This window comes from Saccharothrix sp. NBAS 001 (genome assembly GCF_056640475.1).
The window spans coordinates 8,443,979-8,467,279 of record NZ_CM153251.1; the positions used below are offsets into that span (position 1 = coordinate 8,443,979).

Consider the following 23,301-nt stretch of genomic DNA (forward strand, 5'->3'; position numbering starts at 1 on the left):
CTTCCTCACCGCGGGCGGCGACCGGTCGGCACCCCTCGAAGCCGACCGAACACCGCCCTCCTCCCCCGAGTGGTCAGCGGGACGGCTCTGCGCGGCGGCCGTCGTGCGGGTGGTCCATGAGACGCCTCCTGGTGGGTCGAAGGTCGGTCATCAGATAAGGAGTGAGTAGTTCTACGGTGGATACACACTGCGTCGTTAACAGTTCACCGTTAGCGAAGCGCGGGCACGTCGTCGCAGGTGGGTGGCACACTTCCGGCCATGTCCTCAGGTCGGGCCCGGGTGGTCCACGAAGGCGCGCGGGTGACACCGCTCGAACTGTTCTTCGATCTGGTCTTCGTCTACGCGATCACCCAGGTGACCCAGCTGATGGCCGACGACCCGACCGCGCGGGGCGTGCTGCGCGGGATGCTGCTGCTGGCGATCCTGTGGTGGTGCTGGTGCTGCTACTCGTGGCTGGGCAACCGGGTGCACGCCGACGACGACGGCGCGCGGGTCGTGCTGTTCGCGGCGATGGCCGTGATGCTGGTCGCGGCGGTGACCATCCCGGAGGCGTTCGTGGACATGGCGGGCGGCCTGCCCGGTCCGCTGGTGTTCGCCGCCTGCTACCTGGTGGTGCGGGTGCTGCACCTGGTGTCGTACTGGCGGTTCTCCGGGGGTGACGCGAGCCTGCGCCGGCAGCTCGCGGTGACCGCCGCGCCGATGCTCGGCGGCACCGCGATCCTGGTCGCGGCGTCGTTCACCTCCGGCGCGGTGCAGACCGGGCTGTGGGCGCTGGCGCTGCTCGTGGACTACGGCGGCGTGCTGGCGAGCGGGGTGTCCGGGTGGCGGGTGCAGTCGGCGGTGCACTTCGCCGAGCGGTACTCGCTGATCGTGCTGATCGCGCTGGGCGAGTCGATCGTGGCGGTGGGCCTGGGGGTGGCGAAGCTGCCGGTGTCGTGGCCGATCATCTACGGGATCGTGTGCGGGCTGGTGATCGCGGCGGCGCTGTGGTGGGCGTACTTCGACGTGGTCGCGCCGGTGGCGGAGCGGGTGCTGCACGAGGCGACGGGCGCGAAGCGGGCGGCGCTGGCCCGGGACTCGTTCACCTACCTGCACCTGCCGATGATCGCGGGCATCGTGCTGATGGCGCTGGGGCTGAAGAAGACCATGAACTACCTGGGCGGGGCGGACGGGCACCGCCCGGACGAGCACCTGCACGGGGTCGGGCCGCACGCGCTGTACGGCGGGGTGCTGCTGTACGTGCTGGGGCACCTCGGGTTCCGGCTGCGCAACCTGGGCACGGTGAACAAGGTGCGGGTCGGGGTGGCGGTGGTGCTGGTGCTGCTGACGCCGGTCGCGCTGCTGGTGCCCGCGTGGGCGGCGCTCGGCCTGCTGACCCTGGCCTGCGTGGGGTGGATCGCGGTCGAGGTGTGGCGCTACGGCGGCGCCCGCCGGGAGATCCGCGAGCACGCCCACACCCCGCACCCCGCCCACTGACGACGAGGTCGACGCCGGCCCGCCCGGCTCGACCCGGCGGCCCGGTCGTCCCGCGCGGCTCGGCCGGAGGGTGGGCGCGGGCGCGTCCGGGCGGCCGACCTGAGCGGGTCCGGTGGCCGTTATGGTCCAGACCATGCTTGAGGTAATCGCTCTCGACGCGGCCGACGCCGTCGCCGCCCAGGCCGGTGGAGCGCACCGGCTCGAACTCGTCACCGACATGGCCGCCGACGGCCTGACCCCGTCACCCGACCTGGTCCGCAGCGTGCTCGCCGCCACCGACCTGCCGGTCCGGGTGATGCTGCGCGACGCCGCCGGGTTCGCGCCCGGCTCCGTGGCCGGCCTGCGCCGGGACGCCGCGGCCCTGCGCGAGGCGGGCGCGACCGAGTTCGTGCTCGGCTTCCTGGACGCCAACGGCTGGGTGGACGAGGACGCGTGCCGCGCGGTCCTGGCCGAACTCGACGGCTGCCGCTGGACCTTCCACCGCGCCCTGGACAACTCCGCCGACCCCGAGGCCGCCTGGGGCGTGGTCGCGGGGCTGGGCTGCGACACGGTGCTCGCGTCCGGTTCGCCGCGCGGTGTCGCGGACGGGTTCGCGGTGCTGGAACGGCTCGCCGCCCGCCAGGACGAGGTGGCGCTGCTCGTCGGGGGCGGTCTCCGGCCGGAGCAGGTGGCCGCGCTCAAGGCCGTCGGGGCGTCCGGCTTCCACGTCGGGAGCGCGGTTCGACCCGGCGGGTGGGACGCTCCACTCTCCGCCGACGCCGTCCGGACCTGGGCAAATCTGGTCTAGACCCATTGCCGATTCGGACACTAGCATCTCCGTTGCTTCCCATGAAATGGTCGTTGCATAAGACGCAACACGTGCTGGAGGGGGTTTCGGATGATGCGGGTAACGAAGAGGTGGGCCGCGGTGGCGGCCGGCCTTGCCGTCACGGTGTTGGCCGGGTGCGCCCCGGTGCAGTCCGGTTCGACCACGTCGAGTTCCGACCAGCAGACCGGGCAACTGCGGGTCTGGCTGTTCGACGAGGTCAACCGGGGCCCGAAGGAAGCCGTGGTCAAGGAGGCGGTGACCGAGTTCCAGAACGCCCACCAGGGCGTCACCGTCGACGTGCAGTACATCCAGGTCCAGTCGCGCGCCGAGCGCTTCAAGGCCGCGTTCAGCGACCCCAAGAGCGCGCCGGACGTCGCCGAGTTCGGCAACACCGACCTCGCGGGCTACGTCGCCGGCGGCGGGTTCTCCGAGATCGACCTCGGCTCGTGGGCCGACTCGAAGGACCTGCTGCCCGCCGTCCTGGACACCGGCAAGGTGGAGGGCAAGGTCTACGGCATCCCCTGGTACGTCGGCGTCCGCGCGCTGTACTACCGCACGGACGTGTTCACCGAGCTGGGCCTCAAGCCGCCGACCAAGCTCGACGAGATCGCGCCGCTGGCCCGGCAGATCCGCGCCGCCAAGCCCGACCTGCTGGGCATCTCGGCCGGCGGCAAGTACACCTACGGCGCGATGCCGTTCGTGTGGGCCAACGGCGGCGAGATCGCCCGCAAGGACGGCGACAAGTACGTCGCCGCGATCGACGGCGCGGACGCCAAGACCGGCCTGCGCCAGTACACCGAGCTGATCGCCGAGGACATCTGCCCGCCGTCCCAGTGCGCCGGCAACGGCGGTGACGCGAGCGTCGAGGCGTTCCGCGCCGGCAAGGCGGCGATGGTGGTCGGCGGCGACTTCAACCGCAAGTCCGTCGACGCGTCCTCGGCCGCCGGCAAGTACGCCGTCGTGCCGCTGCCCGGCAAGACCTCGGGCTCCGTCGCGCCGGCGTTCGCGGGCGGCAACCTGCTGGGCGTGATGAAGGGCTCCGAGCGCAAGACGCTGGCCACCCAGTTCCTCCAGCTGCTCGGCGGCAAGCAGTACCAGCGCAAGATGTTCGACGCGATGGGCAACATGCCGACCTTCGGCGACGTGCAGAACGACGTCGCCAAGGCCAACCCGGCGGTCGAGCCGTTCATCAAGACCCTCAACGCGGGCACCAGGTTCGTGCCGGTGACCGCGAAGTGGGCCACGATCGACGCGCAGGCCGTGCTGCCGACCCTCCTGCAAGAGGTCGCGACCGGCGGCAGCGACCTGGACACCGCCGCGAAGAAGGCCGCCGACGCCATGAATGCGGCGTTCGGTTCATGATGCGCGCCCACCGGGGCGACGGGCGGATCGCGTTCGCCTACCTCGCCCCGGCGCTGCTCCTGCTGGCCGGGTTGCTCGGCTACCCGATCTACCAGCTCGTGCTGATCTCGCTGTTCGACTACGGCCAGGAGCAGGTCAGCGGCGGCGCGCCGCTGACCTTCCTGGGCCTGGAGAACTACGCGAACCTGCTGTCGGACGCCAAGTTCTGGTCGGTGCTCGGGCAGACGGTCGGGTTCGCGGCGGTGTGCGTGCTCGGGACGCTGGTGGTCGGCGCGGCGCTCGCCGTGCTGGCCACCAGGGTCCGCACCTGGGCCCGGATGACGCTGTTCCTGGCCGCGCTCGGCGCGTGGGCGACCCCGGCGGTGGCCGGGTCGACCATCTGGCTGTTCCTGTTCGACGCGAACTTCGGCTTCGTCAACGAGGTGCTGGGCACCACCGGGTTCTCCTGGAACTACGACAAGTGGCTGGCCTTCGGGCTGGTCGCCGCCCAGGTGGTGTGGTGCTCGTTCCCGTTCGTCATGGTGACGCTCTACGCGGGCATCAAGTCGATCCCGGGCGAGGTGCTGGAGGCCGCCGCGCTCGACGGCGCGTCGGCGCTGCGGACCGCGCGGTCGGTGATCCTTCCGCTGCTGCGGCCGTTGCTGATCGTGGTGACGATCCAGTCGATCATCTGGGACTTCAAGCTGTTCACCCAGATCTACATCATGACCAACGGCGGCGGCATCGCCGGGCGCAACCTGGTGCTCAACGTCTACGCCTACCAGCAGGCGTTCGCCGCCTCCGAGTACGGCCTGGGCGCGAGCATCGGCGTGGTCATGACGGTGTTGCTGCTGCTGGTCACGCTCGGCTACCTGCGGGCGTTGAAGAAGTCGGGGGAGACGCTGTGAGGCGGCGCATCGCCGAGGGCGTCACCGTGCTGATCGCCGGTGTGGTGGCGTTCCCGCTGTACTGGATGGTGCTCACGGCGCTCAAGCCCGAGTCCGAGGTGATCTCCGCGGACCCCCGGCCGTGGACGCTCGCGCCGACGCTGGACAGCTTCGTGCGCGCGCTGACCGTGCAGAGCTTCGGGCGCTACCTGTTCAACAGCCTCGTGGTGGCCTTCGCCGTGGTGCTGCTGAGCCTGCTCATCTCGTTCCTGGCGGCCACCGCGCTGACCCGGTTCCGGTTCCGCAGCCGGACCACGCTGCTGGTGATGCTGCTGGTCGTGCAGATGGTGCCGGTCGAGGCGCTGACCATCCCGCTGTTCTTCATGATGAAGTCGGTGCGGGACGTGGCCCCGGCGTTCGGCCTCAACCACCTGGGCTCGCTGGTGCTGGTGCACCTGGCGTTCAGCCTGCCCTTCGCGATCTGGATGCTGCGCGGGTTCGTGGCCGCCGTGCCGGTGGAGCTGGAGGAGGCCGCGACGCTCGACGGCGCGTCCCGCTTCCGGTTCCTGTGGCAGGTGCTGTTCCCGCTGGTCGCACCGGGCCTGGTGGCCACCAGCGTGCTGTCGTTCATCCACGCCTGGAACGACTTCCTGTTCGCCAAGACGTTCATCATCTCGGCGGCGGAGAACCAGACGCTGCCGCTGGCGCTGCAGGTGTTCCTCAAACCGGACCAGAACGACTGGGGCGCGATCATGGCCGGGTCGACGCTGATGACGATCCCGGTGCTGATCTTCTTCATAGTGGTGCAGCGACGACTGGTCGCGGGACTGGCGGGAGCGGTGAAGTCGTGATTCTTCCTCGACCGGTGTCGATCACCCACGGCGATGGCGACGTCGTCTGGGACGGCTCGGTGGACAGCAGCCTGACCCTCGACGGGCCGTCCGGCGCGTACCGGCTGGTGATCGGGCCGGGCGTGACCGTCCAGGCGGCCGACGAAGCGGGGCTGTTCTACGCGCGGCAGACCCTCAAGCAGTTGGCGGGGCCGGATTCCTTCCGCGCCGCGCCGATCTCGGCGGAGCCCGTGCGGCTGCCGGTGTGCGTGGTCGAGGACGCGCCGCGGTTCGCGTGGCGCGGCGTGATGCTCGACGTGGCGCGGCACTTCCTGCCCAAGCACGACCTGCTGCGGTACGTGGACCTGATGGCCGCGCACAAGCTCAACGTGCTGCACCTGCACCTCACCGACGACCAGGGCTGGCGCTTCGAGTCCAAGAAGTTCCCGCTGCTGCACGAGGTCGGCGGCTGGCGGCCGTCCTCGCGGTACGGGGACCGGCGCAGCGGCGGCCAGACCGGCCGGCCGCACGGCGGCTACTACACCCAGGACGACCTGCGCGAGGTCGTGGCGTACGCGGCGCGCCGGCACATCACCGTCGTGCCCGAGATCGACGTGCCCGGCCACAGCCAGGCGGCGATCGCGGCCTACCCCGAACTCGGCGTCGCGGCCGGCGGGGTGTGGACCGACTGGGGCGTGAACCCCAACGTGCTCAAGGCCGACGAGTCCACAGTGGACTTCTACCGGCAGGTGTTCGACGAGCTGCTGGACGTGTTCCCGAGCGAGATCATCGGACTCGGCGGGGACGAGGCGGAAGGCGGCGACGGGCGGTTCGTCCGGCGCATCGCCCAGCACCTGGCGCGGCGCGGGCGCCGCCCGCACGGCTGGGACGAGGTGCTGGAGGTCGGTCCGCTGCCCACGACGACGGTCGTCGCGTCCTGGCGGGGCGAGCAGGCCGGGCTCAAGGCGCTGGACCGGGGCCACGACGTGGTCATGTGCCCCGAGGCGCACGTCTACCTGGACTACCGCCAGGGCCCCGGCGAGGACGAGCCCATCCCGGTCGGCACCCTGCTGACCTGGGAGGACGTCTACGCCTACGAGCCCGCGGCGGCGGATCGGGTGCTCGGTGCCCAGACGAACGTGTGGACCGAGCACCTCGACTCCCCCCGGCGCGTCGACTACGCCGTCTTCCCCCGGCTGTGCGCGTTCGCCGAGGTGGTGTGGAGCACGCCGGACCGGGACGTCGAGGAGTTCCGGACCAGGCTCGCCGAGCACCACCTGCCGCGCCTGGACGCCCTGGGCGTCGAGTACCGCCCGCTGACCGGGCCGAAGCCGTGGCAGACGCTCCCCGGCGTCCCCGGCTTCCCCCGGTAGGGGTCAGTCGGCCTCGGGGACCAGGATCCAGGCGGCGAGGTAGAGGACGGCGCCGGCGCCGAAGCCGAACAGCGTCGCGGCGACCAGCAGGATGCGCAGCAGGGCGGCGTCCACGCCGATCATCTCGGCGACGCCGCCGCACACGCCGGCGACCATCCGGTCGTCGCGGCTGCGGCGCAGCTGCTTGATCTTGGCGGTGGCTTCGTTGATCTTGGCGTTGGCTTCGTTGACCGCGTCGTTCGTCATGGCTCAATAGTGCTGGTCAGCGGGTCCTGACACATCGGGGGCGGACCCTGAAGTCTCCCTCAGGGGTGAACCTGGATCCGTCCCCGAGGCCGGTCGAGGGCTACCGTCGAGCCGTGACGCCCGATGACCTCGCCGCAGCCCTGGACCGCGTCGGCTACCTGCCGGACGCGGGCGTCGCGACGGCGGCGTTCCTGGCGTGGCGGATGCGCCGGCCGCTGTTCTGCGAGGGCGAACCGGGCACCGGCAAGACCTCGCTCGCGCTCGCGCTGGCGCGCGCCCTGGACCTGCCGCTGATCCGGTTGCAGTGCCACGAGGGCATCGACGCCACCCAGGCCCTCTACGACTGGGACTTCCCGCGCCAGGTGCTGCACCTGCGCGCGCTGGAGGCGGCCGGCCCGGTGGACGTCGACCAGGCCGAGGCGTCGCTCTACACGCGCCGGTTCCTGCTGGCCCGGCCGCTGCTGCGGGCGCTGGAGGAGGCGCCGTGCGTGCTGCTGGTGGACGAGGTGGACCGCGCCGACGACGAGTTCGAGGCGTTCCTGCTGGAAGTCCTGGGCGAGAACTCGGTGACCATCCCCGAGTTGGGCGTGGTCACCGCCGAGACCCCGCCGCTGGTCGTGCTCACCTCCAACCGCACCCGCGAGGTGCACGACGCCCTCAAGCGCCGCTGCCTCTACCACTGGCTGGAGCACCCCGACCTGGCGCGCGAGGTGGCGATCCTGAAGCGCCGGCTGCCCGGCGTGGACGACCGGCTCGCGCACCAGGTGGCGTCAGCCGTGCGGCGGTTGCGCGAGCTGGACCTGATCAAACCGCCGGGCGTCGCGGAGTCGCTGGACTGGGCGCAGGCCCTGGTCACCCTGGGCCGGACCGAGTTGGACGCGGAAACGGCGGCGGCCACGCTCGGTGCCGTGCTGAAGTACCGGGAGGACGCCCGGCGCGCCCTATCGGCCGGTGTGCTGACCGCACCTTCCGGGAGCACAATCGGGGGATGACCGCCGCCGGGTCGCTGACGGGGCTCGTGGGTTTCGCCCACGTGCTGCGCCGGGCTGGGGTGGCGTGCGGGCCGGAGCGGGTCGCGGCGTTCCTGCGGGCGGTGGAGGAACTCGGGGTCGCCTCGGCGTCCTCGGTGTACTGGGCGGGGCGGGTGGCGCTGTGCGCCGAGCCCGACGACCTGGCCCGCTACGACCTGGCGTTCGCCGCGTGGTTCGGCGGTGTCGAGGTGCGGGCGCCGCGCAGCCGGGGCAGCCGGGTGTCCGCGCTGGCCGCGCTGGGCGGCGGCACGTCGGGCAACGGCCGGTCGGAGCGCTTGGCGGTGGCGGCCAGTGACGTGGAAGTGCTGCGGCGCAAGGACATCGCCTCGTTGACGTCGGGGGAGCGGGCCCACCTGCGGGAGCTGATGGCGTTGCTGCGGCCGGTGCCGCCGGTGCGGCGTTCGGTGCGGCGGCGGCCCGCGCGGCGCGGCGAGGTGGACGCCCGGCGGACGGTGCGGGCCATGCTCGCGTCCGGCGAGGTGGTGCGGCCCCGGTACCGGCGGCGGACCGTGCGACCGCGCAAGGTCGTGCTGCTGGTGGACGTCTCCGGGTCGATGAGGCCCTACGCGGACGCGCTGCTGCGGTTCGCGCACGTCGTCGCGCGGCGGATGCCGGTCGAGGTGTTCACCGTCGGCACCCGGCTGACCAGGGTCACCCGGCAGTTGCGCGGGCGCGACCCCGAGCAGGCGCTCGCGGCGGCCGGGCGCGCGGTGCCCGACTTCGACGGCGGCACCCGGCTCGGCGAGGTGCTGCGCGCGTTCCTGGACCGGTGGGGGCAGCGGGGCGCGGCGCGGCGGGCCGTCGTGGTGGTCTTCTCCGACGGCTGGGAGCGCGGCGACCCGGCGCTGCTCGCCGAGCAGGCCGCCCGGCTGGCGCGCCTGGCGCACCGGGTCTTCTGGGTCAACCCGCACGCCGGGCAGGACGGCTACGCGCCGGTCCAGTCCGGGATCGCGGCGGTGCTGCCGCACGTGGACCGGCTGCTCGCCGGGCACAGCCTGGACACCCTGCGCGCCCTGCTGGCGGAGGTCGGCCGTGCGTGACGTCCTGGCCGAACTCGCCCGCCGGGTCGCGGCCGGCGAGACCGTGGGCGTCGGCACGGTGGTCGCCACGTTCAGCTCCGCGCCCCGCCCGCCCGGCGCGGCGATGCTGGTCGGCGCGGACGGCGAGGTGGTCGGCTCGGTGTCCGGCGGGTGCGTCGAGGGCGCGGTCTACGAACTGGCGCGCGAGGTCGTGGCGGCCGGGCCCCCGGCGCTGCGGCGCTACGGCGTGACCGACGACGACGCCTTCGCCGTCGGGCTGACCTGCGGCGGGATCATCGACGTGTACGTGGAGGCGGTGTCGGCCGGGTCGTTCCCGCAACTGCCCGACGTGCTGGCCACGGTCCGCGCGGAGGAGCCGGTCGCCATCGCCACCGTCGTCGAGCACCCGAGGTGGGCGGGCCGCCGGCTGGTGGTCTGGCCGGACCGGGTCGCGGGCGACGTGCCGTCCGCGCGGGCCCGGGACGCGATCACCGACGACGCGCGCGGCCTGCTCGCCACCGGCCGCAGCGCGACCCTGCACTACGGGCCGGACGGGCAGCGCCGGGGCGAGGGCATGGCGGTGTTCGTGAACTCGTTCGAACCGCCGCCCCGGCTGCTGGTGTTCGGCGCGATCGACTTCGCCGCCGCGATGGCCCGGTTGGGCGCGTTCCTCGGCTACCGGGTCACGGTGTGCGACGCGCGCCCGGTGTTCGCGACGAGGAGCCGGTTCCCCGAGGCGGACGAGGTCGTCGTGGACTGGCCGCACCGCTACCTGGCGGAGCAGGCCGAGGCGGGCCGGCTGGACGGCCGCACGGTGATCGCGGTGCTGACCCACGACCCGAAGTTCGACGTCCCGCTGCTGGAGGTCGCGCTGCGGCTCAAGCTCGGCTACGTGGGCGCGATGGGTTCCCGGCGCACCCACGAGGACCGGCTGCGCCGGCTGCGCGCGGCGGGCCTGGCCGAGGACGAGCTGGCGGGCCTGGCGTCCCCGATCGGGCTGGACCTGGGCGCGCGCACGCCCGAGGAGACCGCGGTGTCGATCGCCGCCGAGATCATCGCCCTGCGCTGGGGCGGGGGAGGTGATCGCCTCACCCGGACCGACGGCGCCATCCACCGCGCACCGGGGGTTGTTTGACGAGGCAACCGGTAGCAGGCTCGTCGTGACCCCCATCACCACCACATGCTTGGAGGGTTCATGCGGATCACCGTCACCGTGGACGGGGTGAACTACAGCGACGAGGTCGAACCCCGCACGCTGCTCGTCCACCACCTCCGCGAACGACTCGGCAAGACCGGAACGGTCGTGGGTTGCGACACGAGCAACTGCGGCGCGTGCACCGTCCACCTCGACGGCCACAGCGTGAAATCGTGCTCGGTGCTCGCGGTGCAGGCCGACGGCCGCGAGGTCACCACCGTCGAGGGGCTCGCCCGCGACGGGCGGTTGCACCCCGTGCAGCAGGCGTTCCACGAGAACCACGCGCTCCAGTGCGGCTTCTGCACCCCCGGCATGATCATGCAGGCCATCGACCTGCTCGCGGACGACCCCGACCCGGACGACGACGCGGTGCGGCACGGCCTGGAGGGCAACCTCTGCCGCTGCACCGGCTACCAGAACATCGTGCGCGCGGTCCGCGACGCGGCCCGGCGGATGAGCCCCGGCGCGGGCCCCGACGTCGAACGGGTCCAGGACGAGGTCCGCGCCCCGCAGCACACCGGGGGCGGGGAATGACCGCCACCGCCGAACCCGAGGTCGGCCGGGCGCGGCGGCGCAAGGAGGACGCCCGGCTGATCACCGGCGCGACGAAGTGGACCGACAACATCCAGCTGCCCGGGATGCTGCACCTGGCCGTGCTGCGCAGCCCGTTCGCGCACGCCCGGATCGTCTCGGTCGACGCCGAGGCGGCCGTGGAGATGCCCGGCGTGCTCACCGTGCTGACCGGTACCGACCTCGCCGACGAGCAGGGCAGCCTGCCGTGCGCGTGGCCGATCACCGAGGACATGCTCGCCCCGCCCGCGCCGTCGCTCGCGGTGGACGAGGTGAACTTCGCCGGCGAGGCCGTCGCCCTGGTGGTGGCCCGCAGCGCGGCCGAGGCGCACGACGCGCTGGCCGCCGTCGACGTCGAGTACGAGGAACTGCCGGTGGTGCTCGACCTGACCGCCGCGATCGCCGACGGGTCCGCCCTGGTGCACCCCGACCTGGGCACCAACAAGTCCGCGACCTGGGTGTTCGACTCCGCGCAGGCGGGCACCGGCACCGACGTGGACGCCGCCCTGGCCGACTCGGCGGTGGTCGTCGAGCGGACCTTCCGCCAGCAGCGGCTCATCCCGGCGTTCATGGAGCCGCGCTCGGTCGTGGTCGACCCGGGGCCGGACTCGGCCACCATGTGGTCGGCCACCCAGGTGCCGCACATCCTGCGCTGGATGCTGTCCGCCGTGCTCGGCATCCCCGAGCACAAGCTGCGGGTGATCGCGCCGGACGTCGGCGGCGGGTTCGGCGGCAAGCTCCAGGTCACGCCCGAGGAGGTGCTGACCCTGCTGGTCGCCCGGCGGCTGGGCAAGCCGGTGAAGTGGACCGAGACGCGCACCGAGTCGATGCTGTGCGCGCACCACGGCCGCGACCAGCTCCAGAAGATCACCGTGTCGGCGCGTGCGGACGGCACGGTCACCGGGCTCAAGGTCGACCTGCTCGCCGACATGGGCGCGTACCTGCGGCTGGTCACGCCGGGCGTGCCGATCCTCGGCGCGTTCATGTTCAACGCCATCTACAAGTTCCCCGCGTACCGGTTCACCTGCACGAACGTGTTCACCAACAAGGTGCCCACGGACGCCTACCGGGGCGCCGGCCGGCCGGAGGCCACGTTCGCGATCGAGCGGATCATGGACGAACTGGCCGCCGAACTCGGCGTGGACCCGCTGGAGCTGCGCCGCCGCAACTGGATCCGGCACGAGGAGTTCCCGTTCACCACGGTCGCCGGGCTCACCTACGACAGCGGCAACTACGAGGCGGCCACCGACCGGGCCGTCGAGCTGTTCGGCTACCACGCGCTGCGCGCCGAGCAGGCCGGGCGGCGGGCGAACGGCGACCCGGTGCAGCTCGGCATCGGGATCTCCACCTACACCGAGATGTGCGGGCTCGCCCCGTCCCGCGTGCTCGGCGCGCTGCGCTACGCCGCGGGCGGCTGGGAGCACGCGGCGATCCGGATGCTGCCCACCGGCAAGGTCGAGGTGGTCACCGGCACCTCGCCGCACGGGCAGGGGCACGAGACGGCGTGGAGCCAGATCGTCGCCGACCGGCTCGGCGTCGCGTTCGAGGACGTCGAGGTGCTGCACGGCGACACCCAGGTCGCGCACCGAGGCATGGACAGCTACGGCTCGCGGTCGCTGGCCGTGGGCGGCACGGCGGTCGTGCTGGCGGCGGACAAGGTGCTCGCCAAGGCCCGGACCGTGGCCGCGCACCTGATGGAGTGCTCGGCCGACGACGTCGAGTTCGCCTCGGGCACGTTCGCCGTGCGCGGCACGTCCACCACGATGTCGCTGGGCGACGTGGTGGTGGCCGCGCACGTGGCGCACAACCTGCCCGACGGCATGGAACCCGGGCTGGACGCGGACGCCACGTTCGACCCGGAGAACTTCTCCTACCCGCACGGCACGCACCTGTGCGCGACCGAGGTGGACACCGAGACCGGGCGGGTGCGCATCCGGTCGTACGTGTGCGTGGACGACGTCGGCAAGGTGGTCAACCCGCTGATCGTGGAGGGCCAGGTGCACGGCGGGCTGGCGCAGGGCATCGCCCAGGCGCTGTACGAGGAGGCCGTGCACGACGAGGGCGGTACCCTCACCACCGCGACCCTGGCCGACTACCTGCTGCCGTCGGCGGTCGACCTGCCGACCTTCACCACCGACCGCACCGAGACCCCGGCGGACTCCAACCCGCTGGGGGTCAAGGGAGTCGGCGAGGCGGGCACCATCGCGTCCACCCCGGCCGTGGTGAACGCGGTCGTGGACGCGTTGCGGCACAGGGGAGTTCGTGACGTGGAGATGCCGTGCACGCCGATGCGGGTGTGGAAGGCGTTGCAGGGCAAGGACACCGACCTGCCGGCGAACCCGGGTGCGGGCGGCGGGCTGGGTTCCCTCGACGCGCGTGGAGGTGCCGAATGATCCCGGCCGCGTTCGACTACGTCGCACCATCCACAGTGGACGAAGCGGTGCGCGTCCTGGCCGAGGGCGGCGAGGACGCCAAGGTGCTGGCCGGCGGGCAGAGCCTGCTGCCGGTGCTGCGGATGCGGCTCGCCGCGCCCACCCTGGTGGTGGACCTGTCCGGGCTCACCGAGCTGACCGGCGTGCACGACGACGGAGACTCGCTGCTGATCGGCGCGCTGACCACGCACTACGAGGTGCAGCGCGACCACCTGATCCGGGAGCACGCGGCGTTGCTGCGGCTGGCCACCGACACCGTCGGCGACCCGCAGATCCGCCACCGGGGCACGCTGGGCGGCGCGCTCGCGCACGCCGACCCGGCGGGCGACCTGCTCGCGCCCGTGCTGGCGCTGGACGCGGTGCTGGTGTGCCGGGGGCCGGGCGGCAGCCGCGAGGTGCCGGCGGCCGAGTTCTTCGCCGACTACTTCACCACCAGCCTCGGGCCGGCCGAGCTGCTCACCCACGTGCGGGTGCCGAAGCTGACCGGGTGGGGCGCGCACTACGAGAAGTTCAACCGGGTGGCCCAGGCGTGGTCGATCGTGGCGGTCGCGGCGGCGGTCGACGTGGCCGACGGGGTCGTCCGGCAGGCCCGGGTCGGCCTGACCAACATGGGCCCGACCCCGGTCCGGGCGCGCGGCGTCGAGGAGGCGCTGGTCGGGCAACCGGCGACGGCGGAGGCCATCCGCGCCGCCGCGGCCCGTGCCGCCGAGGGCGCGGACCCGGCGACCGACGGCAACGCCGACGCCGAGTACCGGACCCACCTGGCCCGCGTGCTGACCGCGCGGGCCGTGACGGCCGCGGTGGGCGCATGAAGCTGGAGCACGGGTTCACCGTCCCCGCCTCCGTGCCGGAGGTGTGGGCGGCGCTGCTCGACCCGGAGACGGTCGCGCCCTGCATGCCGGGCGCGGCCCTCACCAGGGTCGACGGGCGGGAGTTCACCGGCACGGTCAAGGTGAAGCTCGGCCCGGTCACGTTGCTGTACAAGGGGACCGGCGAGTTCACGTCCGTGGTGGAGGAGTCGCGCACGGCCGTGCTCAAGGCGTCCGGCAAGGACTCCCGGGGCAACGGGACGGCGTCCGCCACCGTCCGGTTGGGCCTGGTGGGGACACCGGCCGGGACGGCTGTGTCCGTGGTCACCGACCTGGCGATCACCGGACGTCCGGCGCAGCTCGGGCGCGGGTTGATCAGCGAGGTCAGCGGCCGGATCGTGGCCCAGTTCGCCGATTGCCTGGCGACCCGCCTCACGACGGGGGAGGCTGGACGGGTGACCGACCCCGACCCCGAAACGACCCAGGACCCGCCCACCCCGCCCAAACCCCGCGCCCGCCCGAAACCGGCGGCCCCCGGACCCACTGCGGCGGCGGAACCGGCGTCCACCGCGAAACCGCAGACCGTCCCCGGCCCCACGCCCACCCCGGGATCCGCAGCCAAGCCCAAAGCGGTCCCCAAGCCCGCCCCGGTACCCGCGCCCGATCCGGCGGCAAAGCCCAGGACTGCTGCGAAGCCCGACCCGGCGGCAAAATCCGACCCGGTTGCGAAGCCCGACGCGGTTGCCAAGCCCGACCCGGCGGCTACGCCCGATCGAGCGGGTCAGCCGGAAGCGGTGTTCAAGCCCGCCTCGGCTGCCAAGTCCGACTCGGCCGCCAAGCCTGAGACGGCGGCGAAGCCCCAGCCGGCTGCGAAGTCCGGTCCGGCTGCCACGTCCGATCCGGCGGCTGAGCCCGATGCGGCTGCCAAGGCCGACCTGGCTGCGAAGTCCGCTCCGGCCACGCCCGATCCGGTGGCGAAGCCCCGCTTGGTGGCCAAACCCGAGGCGGCGAAGTCCGACCCGGCAGCGGAGCCTGACCCGGCGGCCAAGTCCGATCCGGCCGCCAAGTCCGACCCGGTGGCGAAGCCTGAGGCGGCGTCGACCCGGGGGTCCGCCGCCGAGCACGGGGCCGCGTCCCAGCCCAGGACCGCCGACGAGCCCGGCACCGCCCGCACGACCGGGGCCGCGGACGAGCCCGCAGGGTCCGAGGCCGACACCCCGGCCGACACCCCGGCCGTGGCGAAGGTCGAGCCTGCCCGCGAATCGCCGGACGAATCGCCGGACGAGGCGGAGGCCGCACCGCGCGGCGAAGCGCCCCACGACTCGCCGGAAGCGTCGGTCGGCTCGCGGGACGAGGTGCCGGCCCGGCCGCACCTGCGCGCCGTGCCGAACGAGCCGAGCGAGCCGATCGACCTGCTGGAGACGGCCGGCGGGCCGGTGCTCAAGCGAGTGCTGCCCGTGGTGGCCGCGCTGGTCGTGCTGGTGTTCCTGCTGCGCCGCAGGCGGCACCGCTGAAGCGGACGGGCGGGCGGCTGGCGACGGTGTCGCTGGTCGCCTGCCTCGCCGCCGCGTGCACCGGGTCGCCGGTCGTCATCACCTCGTCCCAGCCGCCACCGCCGACCACGACCACGCCACCCCCGCCGCCGTCGTTCACGCTCGCCGCGGGCGGCGACATCCTGGTCCACCCGCTGCTCACCGAGCAGGCCGACCAGGACGGCGGCCGCAACTTCGGGCCGATCCTGGACGGGCTGCGCCAGGCGATCGACGCCGACCTGTCGATCTGCCACCTGGAGACCCCGCTGTCCGCGCCCGGCGACCCCACCTACGGCTACCCGGCGTTCAGCGCCCCGCCCGAGGTCGCCACCGCGCTGAAGGCCCTCGGCTACGACAGCTGCTCGACGGCCTCCAACCACACCCTCGACCGGGGCTCCGACGCGATCAAGACCACCCTCGACGTGCTCGACGCGGCCGGCCTGAAGCACACCGGGTCGTTCCGCACGCCCGAGGAGTCCGCGACACCGCTGCTGCTCGACGCGCGTGGCGTGAAGGTCGCGCAGCTCTCCTTCACCTACGGCTTCAACGGCATCCCGCTGCCGCAGCCGTGGATGGCGAACCAGCTCTCCGCCGAGGGCGTGCTGTCCGCCGCCCGCGCGGCCAAGGCGGCCGGCGCGGAGGTCGTGGTCGCCAGCCTGCACTGGGGTGCCGAGTACGAGCACGAGCCGACGCCCGAGCAGCGCGAGCTGGCGCGGGTGATCCTGGCCGACCCGGCGGTGGACCTGATCATCGGCACGCACGTGCACGCGGTCCAGCCGATCGAGCAGGTCAACGGCAAGTGGGTGGTCTACGGCATGGGCAACGAGGTGGCCCGCCACTCCGAGCCGCGCGGGATCACCGAGGAGGGCATCGTCACCCGCTTCGAGTTCGTGAAGGGCCCGGACGGCTGGGCGGTGCGGCACGCCGAGTACGTGCCGACGATGGTCGAGTTCGGCCCGCCGATCCGCGTCGTCGACCTGACCAGGTCCCCGGCGACCCCGCGCCGCGCGGAGGCGCTGACCCGCACCGACGGCGTGGTCAAGAGCCTGGGCAGCACCATCGGCCGGCCCGCCGGCCGCTGAGCCGCGCGCCCGTCCCGGGGCGGGCGGCCACGCGGGGTCAGGGCAGGGCGAGCCCGGCCGCGTCGGCGACCCGGGCCAGCCGCCGCTCCCAGCGCCGGGTGGTCTCCGGGTCGGCGGCGAACCCGTCGCGGAGGTCGGGTTCGGGTGCCTTCCCGGGCACCGGCAGCCAGCCGTCGACCGGGCGCAGCGAGTCGCCCGCCACGTCCCCGTCCAGCAGTGACAACGTGCCCAGCCCGCACGCGAAGTCCAGTTCCGGCAGGGCACCGGCCAGCGCCAGCCCGGCGGCCATCCCGACCGAGGTCTCCACCGCCGAGGACACCACGCACGGCAGCCCGCACGCCTCGGCCACCTCCAGCGCCCGCCGCACCCCGCCCAGCGGCGCGACCTTGATCACCGCGAGGTCCGCCGCCCCGGCGACGGCCACCCGCATCGGGTCCTCGGCCCGCCGGATCGACTCGTCGGCCGCGATCCGCACGTCGACCCGCCGCCGCACGGCGGCCAGCTCCTCGATCGACGGGCACGGCTGCTCCACGTACTCCAGCCCGCCCGCCGCCCGGTCCAGCTCGCGGATCGCGCGCACCGCCGTGTCGACGTCCCACGCGGTGTTCGCGTCCACCCGGACCCGGCCGGAGGGTCCGAGCGCGTCGCGCACCGCCTCGACCCGGGCCAGGTCCTCGGCCAGGTCCGCGCCGGGGTCGGCCACCTTCACCTTCGCGGTGCGGCACCCGGACGCCGCGACGATCTCGTGCGCCCGCTGCGGCGACACCACGGGCACCGTGCAGTTCACCGGGATCCGCGACCGGACCGGCGCGGGCCACTCGTCCACCGCCGACTCGACGGCGCACGCCAGCCACGGCGCGCACTCCACGTCCGAGTAGTCGAGGAAGGCGCAGAACTCGCCCCACCCCCGCGGACCCTCCAGCAGCACGCCCTCCCGGACGGTGATGCCGCGGAACCGGTTGCGCAGGGGGATCGAGTAGACGAACACCCCGGAAGCCTAGAACCTCCGCCGCCCGAGCCCCGCGCACGAGCCCCGCCCGCGCGCGCAGCGCAGCCGTGTGCGCGGGTCAGAGGGGGTCGAGCGCGGCGGCGCGGCGGAGGGCGCCCGCCGCCAGGCCCGGGTCGGGCTCCTCCACCGCGATCCGCAGCGCCGCCGCGAACCGGTCCACCCGGTCGTCGAGCCCGGCCAGCTCCCGGGTCGATTCGGCGATCGCGGCGGCCAGGCCGGGGCGGTTGTCCGCGCGGGCCAGGTCGGCGCGCACCGCCAGGCTGCCCCGCAACGCCGTCAACGCCTGCCACAGCAGGTTCTCCACGTGCGCCAGCCGCGCCGGGTCGGCGTCCTCCCGCAGCGCCAGGAAGTCCTCGCACAACCGCCGGGCCCGCCGCCGCTGCGCCACGTCGGCGAACTGCCCGCAGTGCACCACGTCCCGCTCGCGCGCGGCCCGCGCCACCTCCCAGCCGTCGACCCGGCGGGGTAACAGCAGGAGCGCGCCCGCCGGCACGAACGGCAGCACGGCCCACGGCGCGGGCACGAGCGCCAGGAGCACCGCCGCGAGCAGCACGGCTGCCGGCAGCAGGACCCGGGCGCGGGCGCGCCGGGACCGGGTCCGCGCCGCCCGCGCGGCCGGCTCCGGGTCCGCGCCGGGCCGCCACATCCACCAGCGCGGGTCCGGTCCGATCCGCACGACCACCGTCATGTCCCACCCGATCCTCGGGCCGCAATGAGGTGGATCAACCTAGTGGCAGGCCCGGCGCGGGAGAAGGTCAGCCGACCTCCGGCAGCTTCGGCCCGAGCAGGTCGTCCGCGTCGACGATCTTGTACGCGTACCCCTGCTCGGCGAGGAACCGCTGGCGGTGGGCGGCGTAGTCGGTGTCCAGGGTGTCCCGCGAGACCACCGAGTAGAAGTGCGCCTGCCGCCCGTCGCCCTTGGGCCGCAGCAGCCGGCCCAGCCGCTGCGCCTCCTCCTGGCGCGACCCGAACGTGCCGGACACCTGCACCGCCACCGACGCCTCGGGCAGGTCGATGGAGAAGTTCGCCACCTTCGACACCACCAGCACCCGCAGCTCGCCGCGCCGGAACGCGTCGAACAGCTGCTCGCGCTCCTTGTTCTTGGTCGACCCCTGGATGACCGGCGCGTCCAGCGCCTCGCCCAGCGACTCCAGCTGGTCGAGGTACGCGCCGATCACCAGGGTCGGCTCCTCGGGGTGCCGGTCGAGGATCGCGCGCACCACGGGCAGCTTGGTGCGGGCCGTGGAGCACAGCTTGTAGCGCTCCTCGGCCTCGGCGGTGGCGTACTCCAGCCGCTCGTTGTCGGTCAGCGTCACCCGGACCTCGGTGCACTCGGCGGGCGCGATCCAGCCCTGCGCCTCGATGTCGCGCCACGGCACGTCGTACCGCTTGGGCCCGATCAGCGAGAACACGTCGCCCTCCTGGCCGTCCTCGCGGACCAGGGTCGCGGTCAGGCCGAGCCGGCGGCGGGACTGGAGGTCGGCGGTCATCCGGAACACCGGCGCGGGCAGCAGGTGCACCTCGTCGTAGACGATCAGGCCCCAGTCACGCGAGTCGAACAGCTCCAGGTGCTTGTACTCGCCCTTGGACTTGCGGGTGATCACCTGGTAGGTCGCGATGGTGACCGGGCGGATCTCCTTGCGCTCGCCGGAGTACTCGCCGATCTCGTCCTCGGTCAGCGAGGTGCGGGCGACCAGCTCGCGCTTCCACTGCCGGCCCGCGACGGTGTTGGTCACCAGGATCAGCGTGGTCGCGCCGGCCTCGGCCATCGCCGCCGCGCCGACCAGGGTCTTGCCCGCGCCGCACGGCAGCACCACGACGCCCGAGCCGCCCGCCCAGAACGCCTGCGCGGCCAGCCGCTGGTAGTCGCGCAGCTGCCAGCCGTCCTCGACCAGGTCGATCGGGTGCGCCTCGCCGTCGACGTAGCCCGCCAGGTCCTCGGCCGGCCAGCCGACCTTGAGCAGGATCTGCTTGAGCCGGCCGCGCTCGCTGGGGTGCACGACCACCGTGTCGTCGTCGACCCGCTCACCGAGCATCGGCTTGATCTTCTTGTGCCGCAGCACCTCCTCCAGCACGGCGCGGTCCAGCGAGTTGAGCACCAGGCCGTGCGCGGGGTGGTTGGCGAGCTGGAGCCGGCCGAACCGGCCCATCGTGTCCACCACGTCCACCAGCAGCGGCTGCGGCACGGGGTAGCGGGAGAACCGCACCAGGGCGTCGACGACCTGTTCGGCGTCGTGCCCGGCGGCGCGCGCGTTCCACAGCGCGAGCGGCGTGACCCGGTAGGTGTGGACGTGCTCGGGGGCGCGTTCCAGCTCGGCGAACGGCGCGATGGCGGTGCGCGCGTCCTGGGAAAGGGGGTGGTCGACCTCCAGCAGCAGGGTCTTGTCCGACTGGACGATCAAGGGGCCGTCGGTCACGGGAACGCACTCCTGTCGCTTGGCGTACCACCAGTGTTCCAACCGGGTGCAAGTCGACTGCGGAGCGTGCCCGGAAGGGCACCCAAAGCGCTTGGACTCGGTTCGATAAACCCGTGTACACCCGGTTGGCGCAGTGGTTACGTTGCCTTGCCTCCCGCTTGCGCGACATCGCGTGGAATCAGAGCGGGTTCCCGATTCGAACGAAGGTCATCATGAGCACGGACGCGCCCGCGCCCACCCCGAACCCGAACTTCCCGCCGGCCCCGCCGCAGCAGGAGCAGGCGGCACCGCCGAAGAAGAAGAACATCGCGGTCCGGATCCTCACCTACATCGCGGGCCTGATCGTGGTCGGCCTGGTCGTGTACGGCTTCAACTACTTCACCAGCGACGCCGCGCAGACCAAGGCGGGCGACTGCGCGAGCCTGTCCGGCACGCGCACCAAGCCGGAGTTCAAGACCGTGGCCTGCGGCGCGGCCGAGGCCAACTACACCGTCGGCAAGGTGCTCGGCGGCGTGTCCGAGCAGTGCGGCGGCCAGTACTACGACGAGTACACCGAGACCGCTCGCCGGGGCCCGGACTCGAAGCTGTGCCTGGTGCCGAACTACGCCGAGGGCTCCTGCTACGAGCTGGACAACCCCACGAACGTCGGGTACCCGGCGGTCGACTGCGGCAAGTCGGGCGTGCTCAAGCTGACCAAGACGGTCAAGGGCTCCGACGACGAGGCGTCGTGCACCGAGGGCGTGCCGATGACGTTCTCCGAGCCGAAGCTGACCTACTGCTTCGCGCCCGCCGAGGGCTCCTGACCTCGGACAGCGGCTCCTCGCGCTGATCAGCCCCCGTGGCGGAGACGATCCGGTGATCGTCTCCGCCGCGGGGGCTTCGCCGTTGTGCGCCTTCACACGGAGCCGGGTACGCGGGCCGCTACCTTCTGGGGCGTCACGCGCACCCCGTCCAGCGAGGATGATCATGAGCAACGAGCCGAACCAGCCCGCCGAGGACGCGCCGAAGCCGGAGTCCGCGGCCGCCGGTCAGGCCGGGCCGGACGCCAAGCCCGGAGCGACCGACGCGGCGCAGCCCGCCGACCAGGCCGCCGCGACGCCCGGCGAGGGGTCGGTGCCCGACCCGGTGCCGGCCGCGCCGGTCGAGACCCCGCCCGGCGAGACGGCCCCCGGTCCCGAGCGGTACCTGATCGCGCCGGACGGCGAGGAGCGCGAGCTGCCCTCGACCGGCGGTGGCGGGCACACCACGAAGATCCTCATCGCGGCCGGGGTCGTGCTGCTGCTCGTGGTCGGCTTCTTCGGCATCCGGTACTTCGTGAACAACAACGCGGTCGCCTCGGCGGGCGACTGCGTGAGCCTCACCGGGCAGTCCGACAACCGGGCCGACGTGAAGAACCTCGACTGCGGCGAGGACAAGGCGTCCTACAAGGTCGGCAAGGTCCTCGAAGCGGCCGACGCGGTGTGCCCCGAGGAGGGCCTGTACACCGAGGTGTCCCCGACCGGCAACGTCGGCGACGGCTACAAGCTGTGCCTGCTGCCCAACATGACCGAGGGCTCCTGCTACAAGCCGGACGACGGCACCGGGTTCGTCAAGGGCGAGTGCACCGGCCCGGAGACGATCAAGGTGACGAAGGTCATCAAGGACTCCACCGACCTGACCCAGTGCCCGGACAGCGCCGGCATGTCCTACCCCGAGCCCGCCGTCACCTACTGCCTGGCACCCGCCGAGGTCTAGCCGGCCCGGAACCGGGCCCCCGGAGCCGCCCCGGAATCGACCTCGGGGGGTAACCACATGCGGTGAACCCGCTCAACCCGGCGCGCGGCCGTGCCGATGTCCCAGACCATGCGGAAACTCGGGTGGGGCATCGGCGCGGCCGTCGTCGTGCTGGCGGGCGTCTACGCGCTGGTCGCGACCGGGGACGAGGGGCCGCGCCCGGTGCCGGGCGACTGCGCGAACGTCTCCGGGCAGGCCGACCGGCCCCGCTACGAGGTCGCGGACTGCGCCGCCGAGCGGGCCAACGTGAAGGTCGCGAAGGTAGTCGACCAGGCCGGGCAGTGCCCCACCGGCGGCGCGCCGTACTCGACCTACACCGGCCCGTTCACCCTGTGCCTGATCCCGAACCTGGTCGAGGGCTCCTGCTACGAGCAGGACGCCGACTCCGGCGTGCGCAAGGCCGACTGCGGCTCGGCCGACGCGATCAAGGTCGTCAAGGCCGACCGGGGCACGACGACCTGCGGCGACAACCGCGCGCTGAGCTACCCCGAGCCCGCCGTCACCTACTGCCTGGCCCGCGTCGGCGACCTGCGCTGACCCGCCGGCCGGGGTGATCGGGCGGACCTCGCGCCCTGATCGGAAACCGCTGCGCACGCCGGGTACCCGGCGGTACGTTCCGCTCGTCCGATCCGAGAGGAACACCGCGTGACCACGCCCCCGAACCAGCCGCCGCACGGCCCGCCGCCGGGCGGCTACCCGCCCCCGCCGCCGGGCTGGGGCCAGACGCCCCCGCCGGGCTTCCCGGCCGCGCCGCCCCCGGCCCAGGGCCACCCGCAGCAGCCCTACCCGCAGCAGCCCGGCTACCCGGCACCCGGCTACCCGCCGCCGGGGTACCCGCCGCCCGGCTACCCGGGGCAGCAGAACTTCCCGCCGTCCCCGGAGAAGGGCACCTCCACGGGGGCGAAAGCCCTGGTGGGCGTGGTGGTGCTGGGCGTGGTCGGGATCGTGGTGGCCGGGATCATCGCGAGCATCGGCAGCCCCGGCCGGGCCGCCGCGGGCGACTGCATCAAGGTCAACTCGGTGAGCGTGACCGACGCGGACGTCGAGACCATCGACTGCTCCTCGCCGGAGGCGGCGTTCAAGGTGGCCGCCAACCTCGACAGCGGCACCGACGCGTGCCCGTCGGGGGACTACTCCGAGTACAGCGACCGCGGTGGCCGGCGCAGCGACGGCTTCAAGCTCTGCCTGGTGTTCAACGCCCGGGAGGGCGACTGCTTCAAGCAGGAGGGCACGATTGTCGCGGGCAAAACCACCAAGGTGACCTGCGATTCGTCGGCCACCCACAAGGTGCGCAAGGTGTCGGACACCGAGGACGAGAACCAGTGCGAGAGTGGCGAGACCGTGTTCGTTTACTCACAGCCCGCTACCACCATCTGCATGGTCAAGACTGAATAACAAAAACGAGGGGCCTTCCACGAGAACGCGGAAGGCCCCTACAAACATCATCTTTCTTCAACGCGCTCGGTGAACG

Annotated in this window: 22 protein-coding genes; 18 read left to right on the forward strand and 4 right to left on the reverse strand. The window is 73.1% G+C overall.

Annotation, left to right across the window (positions count from 1 at the left end; translation table 11 throughout):
- Positions 1-258 precede the first annotated feature (258 nt).
- The 6 genes from AC0HI0_RS37410 to AC0HI0_RS37435 all read left to right on the forward strand — a co-directional run bounded on the left by AC0HI0_RS37410 (position 259) and on the right by AC0HI0_RS37435 (position 6,715).
- Positions 259-1,476 (forward strand): low temperature requirement protein A, encoded by a 1,218-nt coding sequence (locus AC0HI0_RS37410; protein WP_480928190.1) that lies wholly within the window; start codon positions 259-261, stop codon positions 1,474-1,476.
- A gap of 133 nt (positions 1,477-1,609) precedes the next feature.
- A complete protein-coding gene (locus AC0HI0_RS37415) occupies positions 1,610-2,263 on the forward strand; it encodes a copper homeostasis protein CutC (protein ID WP_480928191.1) in 654 nt (217 codons plus the stop codon).
- A gap of 90 nt (positions 2,264-2,353) precedes the next feature.
- On the forward strand, positions 2,354-3,646 hold the full coding sequence (locus tag AC0HI0_RS37420) for an extracellular solute-binding protein (RefSeq protein ID WP_480928192.1): 1,293 nt from the start codon (positions 2,354-2,356) through the stop codon (positions 3,644-3,646).
- Positions 3,643-4,533 (forward strand): carbohydrate ABC transporter permease, encoded by an 891-nt coding sequence (locus AC0HI0_RS37425; RefSeq protein ID WP_480928193.1) that lies wholly within the window; start codon positions 3,643-3,645, stop codon positions 4,531-4,533. Before AC0HI0_RS37420 ends, AC0HI0_RS37425 begins: the two co-directional genes overlap by 4 nt.
- Complete coding sequence (locus AC0HI0_RS37430; protein ID WP_480928194.1) at positions 4,530-5,363, forward strand: carbohydrate ABC transporter permease; 834 nt, start codon at positions 4,530-4,532, stop codon at positions 5,361-5,363. Before AC0HI0_RS37425 ends, AC0HI0_RS37430 begins: the two co-directional genes overlap by 4 nt.
- A gap of 14 nt (positions 5,364-5,377) precedes the next feature.
- Positions 5,378-6,715 carry a beta-N-acetylhexosaminidase gene (locus tag AC0HI0_RS37435; protein ID WP_480928195.1) on the forward strand — a complete coding sequence of 446 codons (1,338 nt, stop codon included), beginning with the start codon at positions 5,378-5,380 and terminating at the stop codon, positions 6,713-6,715.
- A gap of 3 nt (positions 6,716-6,718) precedes the next feature.
- Here AC0HI0_RS37435 and AC0HI0_RS37440 read toward each other — a convergent pair whose 3' ends face one another.
- A complete protein-coding gene (locus tag AC0HI0_RS37440; protein WP_480928196.1) occupies positions 6,719-6,961 on the reverse strand; it encodes a PspC domain-containing protein in 243 nt (80 codons plus the stop codon).
- A gap of 113 nt (positions 6,962-7,074) precedes the next feature.
- Between AC0HI0_RS37440 and AC0HI0_RS37445 the strand changes: the two genes are divergently transcribed.
- The 8 genes from AC0HI0_RS37445 to AC0HI0_RS37480 are packed head-to-tail and all read left to right on the forward strand — an operon-like array spanning position 7,075 to position 16,631.
- Positions 7,075-7,953, forward strand: coding sequence for an AAA family ATPase (locus AC0HI0_RS37445; RefSeq protein ID WP_480928197.1), 879 nt, complete (start codon positions 7,075-7,077; stop codon positions 7,951-7,953).
- Positions 7,950-9,032, forward strand: coding sequence for a vWA domain-containing protein (locus AC0HI0_RS37450; protein ID WP_480928198.1), 1,083 nt, complete (start codon positions 7,950-7,952; stop codon positions 9,030-9,032). The genes AC0HI0_RS37445 and AC0HI0_RS37450 overlap by 4 nt, the downstream gene beginning before the upstream one ends.
- On the forward strand, positions 9,025-10,146 hold the full coding sequence (locus AC0HI0_RS37455) for an XdhC family protein (protein ID WP_480928199.1): 1,122 nt from the start codon (positions 9,025-9,027) through the stop codon (positions 10,144-10,146). The genes AC0HI0_RS37450 and AC0HI0_RS37455 overlap by 8 nt, the downstream gene beginning before the upstream one ends.
- A 60-nt stretch (positions 10,147-10,206) precedes the next feature.
- Complete coding sequence (locus tag AC0HI0_RS37460; RefSeq protein WP_480928200.1) at positions 10,207-10,740, forward strand: (2Fe-2S)-binding protein; 534 nt, start codon at positions 10,207-10,209, stop codon at positions 10,738-10,740.
- Positions 10,737-13,169, forward strand: a complete 2,433-nt coding sequence (locus tag AC0HI0_RS37465) for a xanthine dehydrogenase family protein molybdopterin-binding subunit (RefSeq protein ID WP_480928201.1) — start codon at positions 10,737-10,739, stop codon at positions 13,167-13,169. Before AC0HI0_RS37460 ends, AC0HI0_RS37465 begins: the two co-directional genes overlap by 4 nt.
- Complete coding sequence (locus AC0HI0_RS37470) at positions 13,166-14,020, forward strand: FAD binding domain-containing protein (RefSeq protein WP_480928202.1); 855 nt, start codon at positions 13,166-13,168, stop codon at positions 14,018-14,020. Before AC0HI0_RS37465 ends, AC0HI0_RS37470 begins: the two co-directional genes overlap by 4 nt.
- Positions 14,017-15,531, forward strand: coding sequence for an SRPBCC family protein (locus AC0HI0_RS37475; RefSeq protein ID WP_480928203.1), 1,515 nt, complete (start codon positions 14,017-14,019; stop codon positions 15,529-15,531). The genes AC0HI0_RS37470 and AC0HI0_RS37475 overlap by 4 nt, the downstream gene beginning before the upstream one ends.
- 26 nt (positions 15,532-15,557) lie before the next feature.
- Positions 15,558-16,631 carry a CapA family protein gene (locus AC0HI0_RS37480; RefSeq protein WP_480928204.1) on the forward strand — a complete coding sequence of 358 codons (1,074 nt, stop codon included), beginning with the start codon at positions 15,558-15,560 and terminating at the stop codon, positions 16,629-16,631.
- Between the two features lie 37 nt (positions 16,632-16,668).
- On the opposite strand, the gene AC0HI0_RS37485 is transcribed toward AC0HI0_RS37480, so the two are convergent.
- The 3 genes from AC0HI0_RS37485 to AC0HI0_RS37495 all read right to left on the reverse strand — a co-directional run bounded on the left by AC0HI0_RS37485 (position 16,669) and on the right by AC0HI0_RS37495 (position 20,057).
- Positions 16,669-17,619 (reverse strand): o-succinylbenzoate synthase, encoded by a 951-nt coding sequence (locus AC0HI0_RS37485; protein WP_480928205.1) that lies wholly within the window; start codon positions 17,617-17,619, stop codon positions 16,669-16,671.
- A gap of 79 nt (positions 17,620-17,698) precedes the next feature.
- The gene (locus AC0HI0_RS37490; protein ID WP_480928206.1) at positions 17,699-18,328 is read right to left on the reverse strand and encodes a hypothetical protein; all 630 of its coding nucleotides are present in this window, start codon (positions 18,326-18,328) and stop codon (positions 17,699-17,701) included.
- 67 nt (positions 18,329-18,395) lie between these two features.
- A complete protein-coding gene (locus AC0HI0_RS37495) occupies positions 18,396-20,057 on the reverse strand; it encodes a DNA repair helicase XPB (RefSeq protein WP_480928207.1) in 1,662 nt (553 codons plus the stop codon).
- Between the two features lie 212 nt (positions 20,058-20,269).
- On the opposite strand from AC0HI0_RS37495, the gene AC0HI0_RS37500 reads away from it, so the two are divergent.
- From AC0HI0_RS37500 to AC0HI0_RS37515, 4 genes are all read left to right on the forward strand, one after another.
- Positions 20,270-20,860, forward strand: coding sequence for an LppU/SCO3897 family protein (locus tag AC0HI0_RS37500; RefSeq protein ID WP_480928208.1), 591 nt, complete (start codon positions 20,270-20,272; stop codon positions 20,858-20,860).
- Positions 20,861-21,023: 163 nt separating this feature from the next.
- Complete coding sequence (locus AC0HI0_RS37505; protein ID WP_480928209.1) at positions 21,024-21,791, forward strand: LppU/SCO3897 family protein; 768 nt, start codon at positions 21,024-21,026, stop codon at positions 21,789-21,791.
- Between the two features lie 108 nt (positions 21,792-21,899).
- On the forward strand, positions 21,900-22,367 hold the full coding sequence (locus AC0HI0_RS37510; RefSeq protein ID WP_480928210.1) for an LppU/SCO3897 family protein: 468 nt from the start codon (positions 21,900-21,902) through the stop codon (positions 22,365-22,367).
- Between the two features lie 108 nt (positions 22,368-22,475).
- On the forward strand, positions 22,476-23,225 hold the full coding sequence (locus tag AC0HI0_RS37515; RefSeq protein ID WP_480928211.1) for an LppU/SCO3897 family protein: 750 nt from the start codon (positions 22,476-22,478) through the stop codon (positions 23,223-23,225).
- Positions 23,226-23,301: the final 76 nt, after the last annotated feature.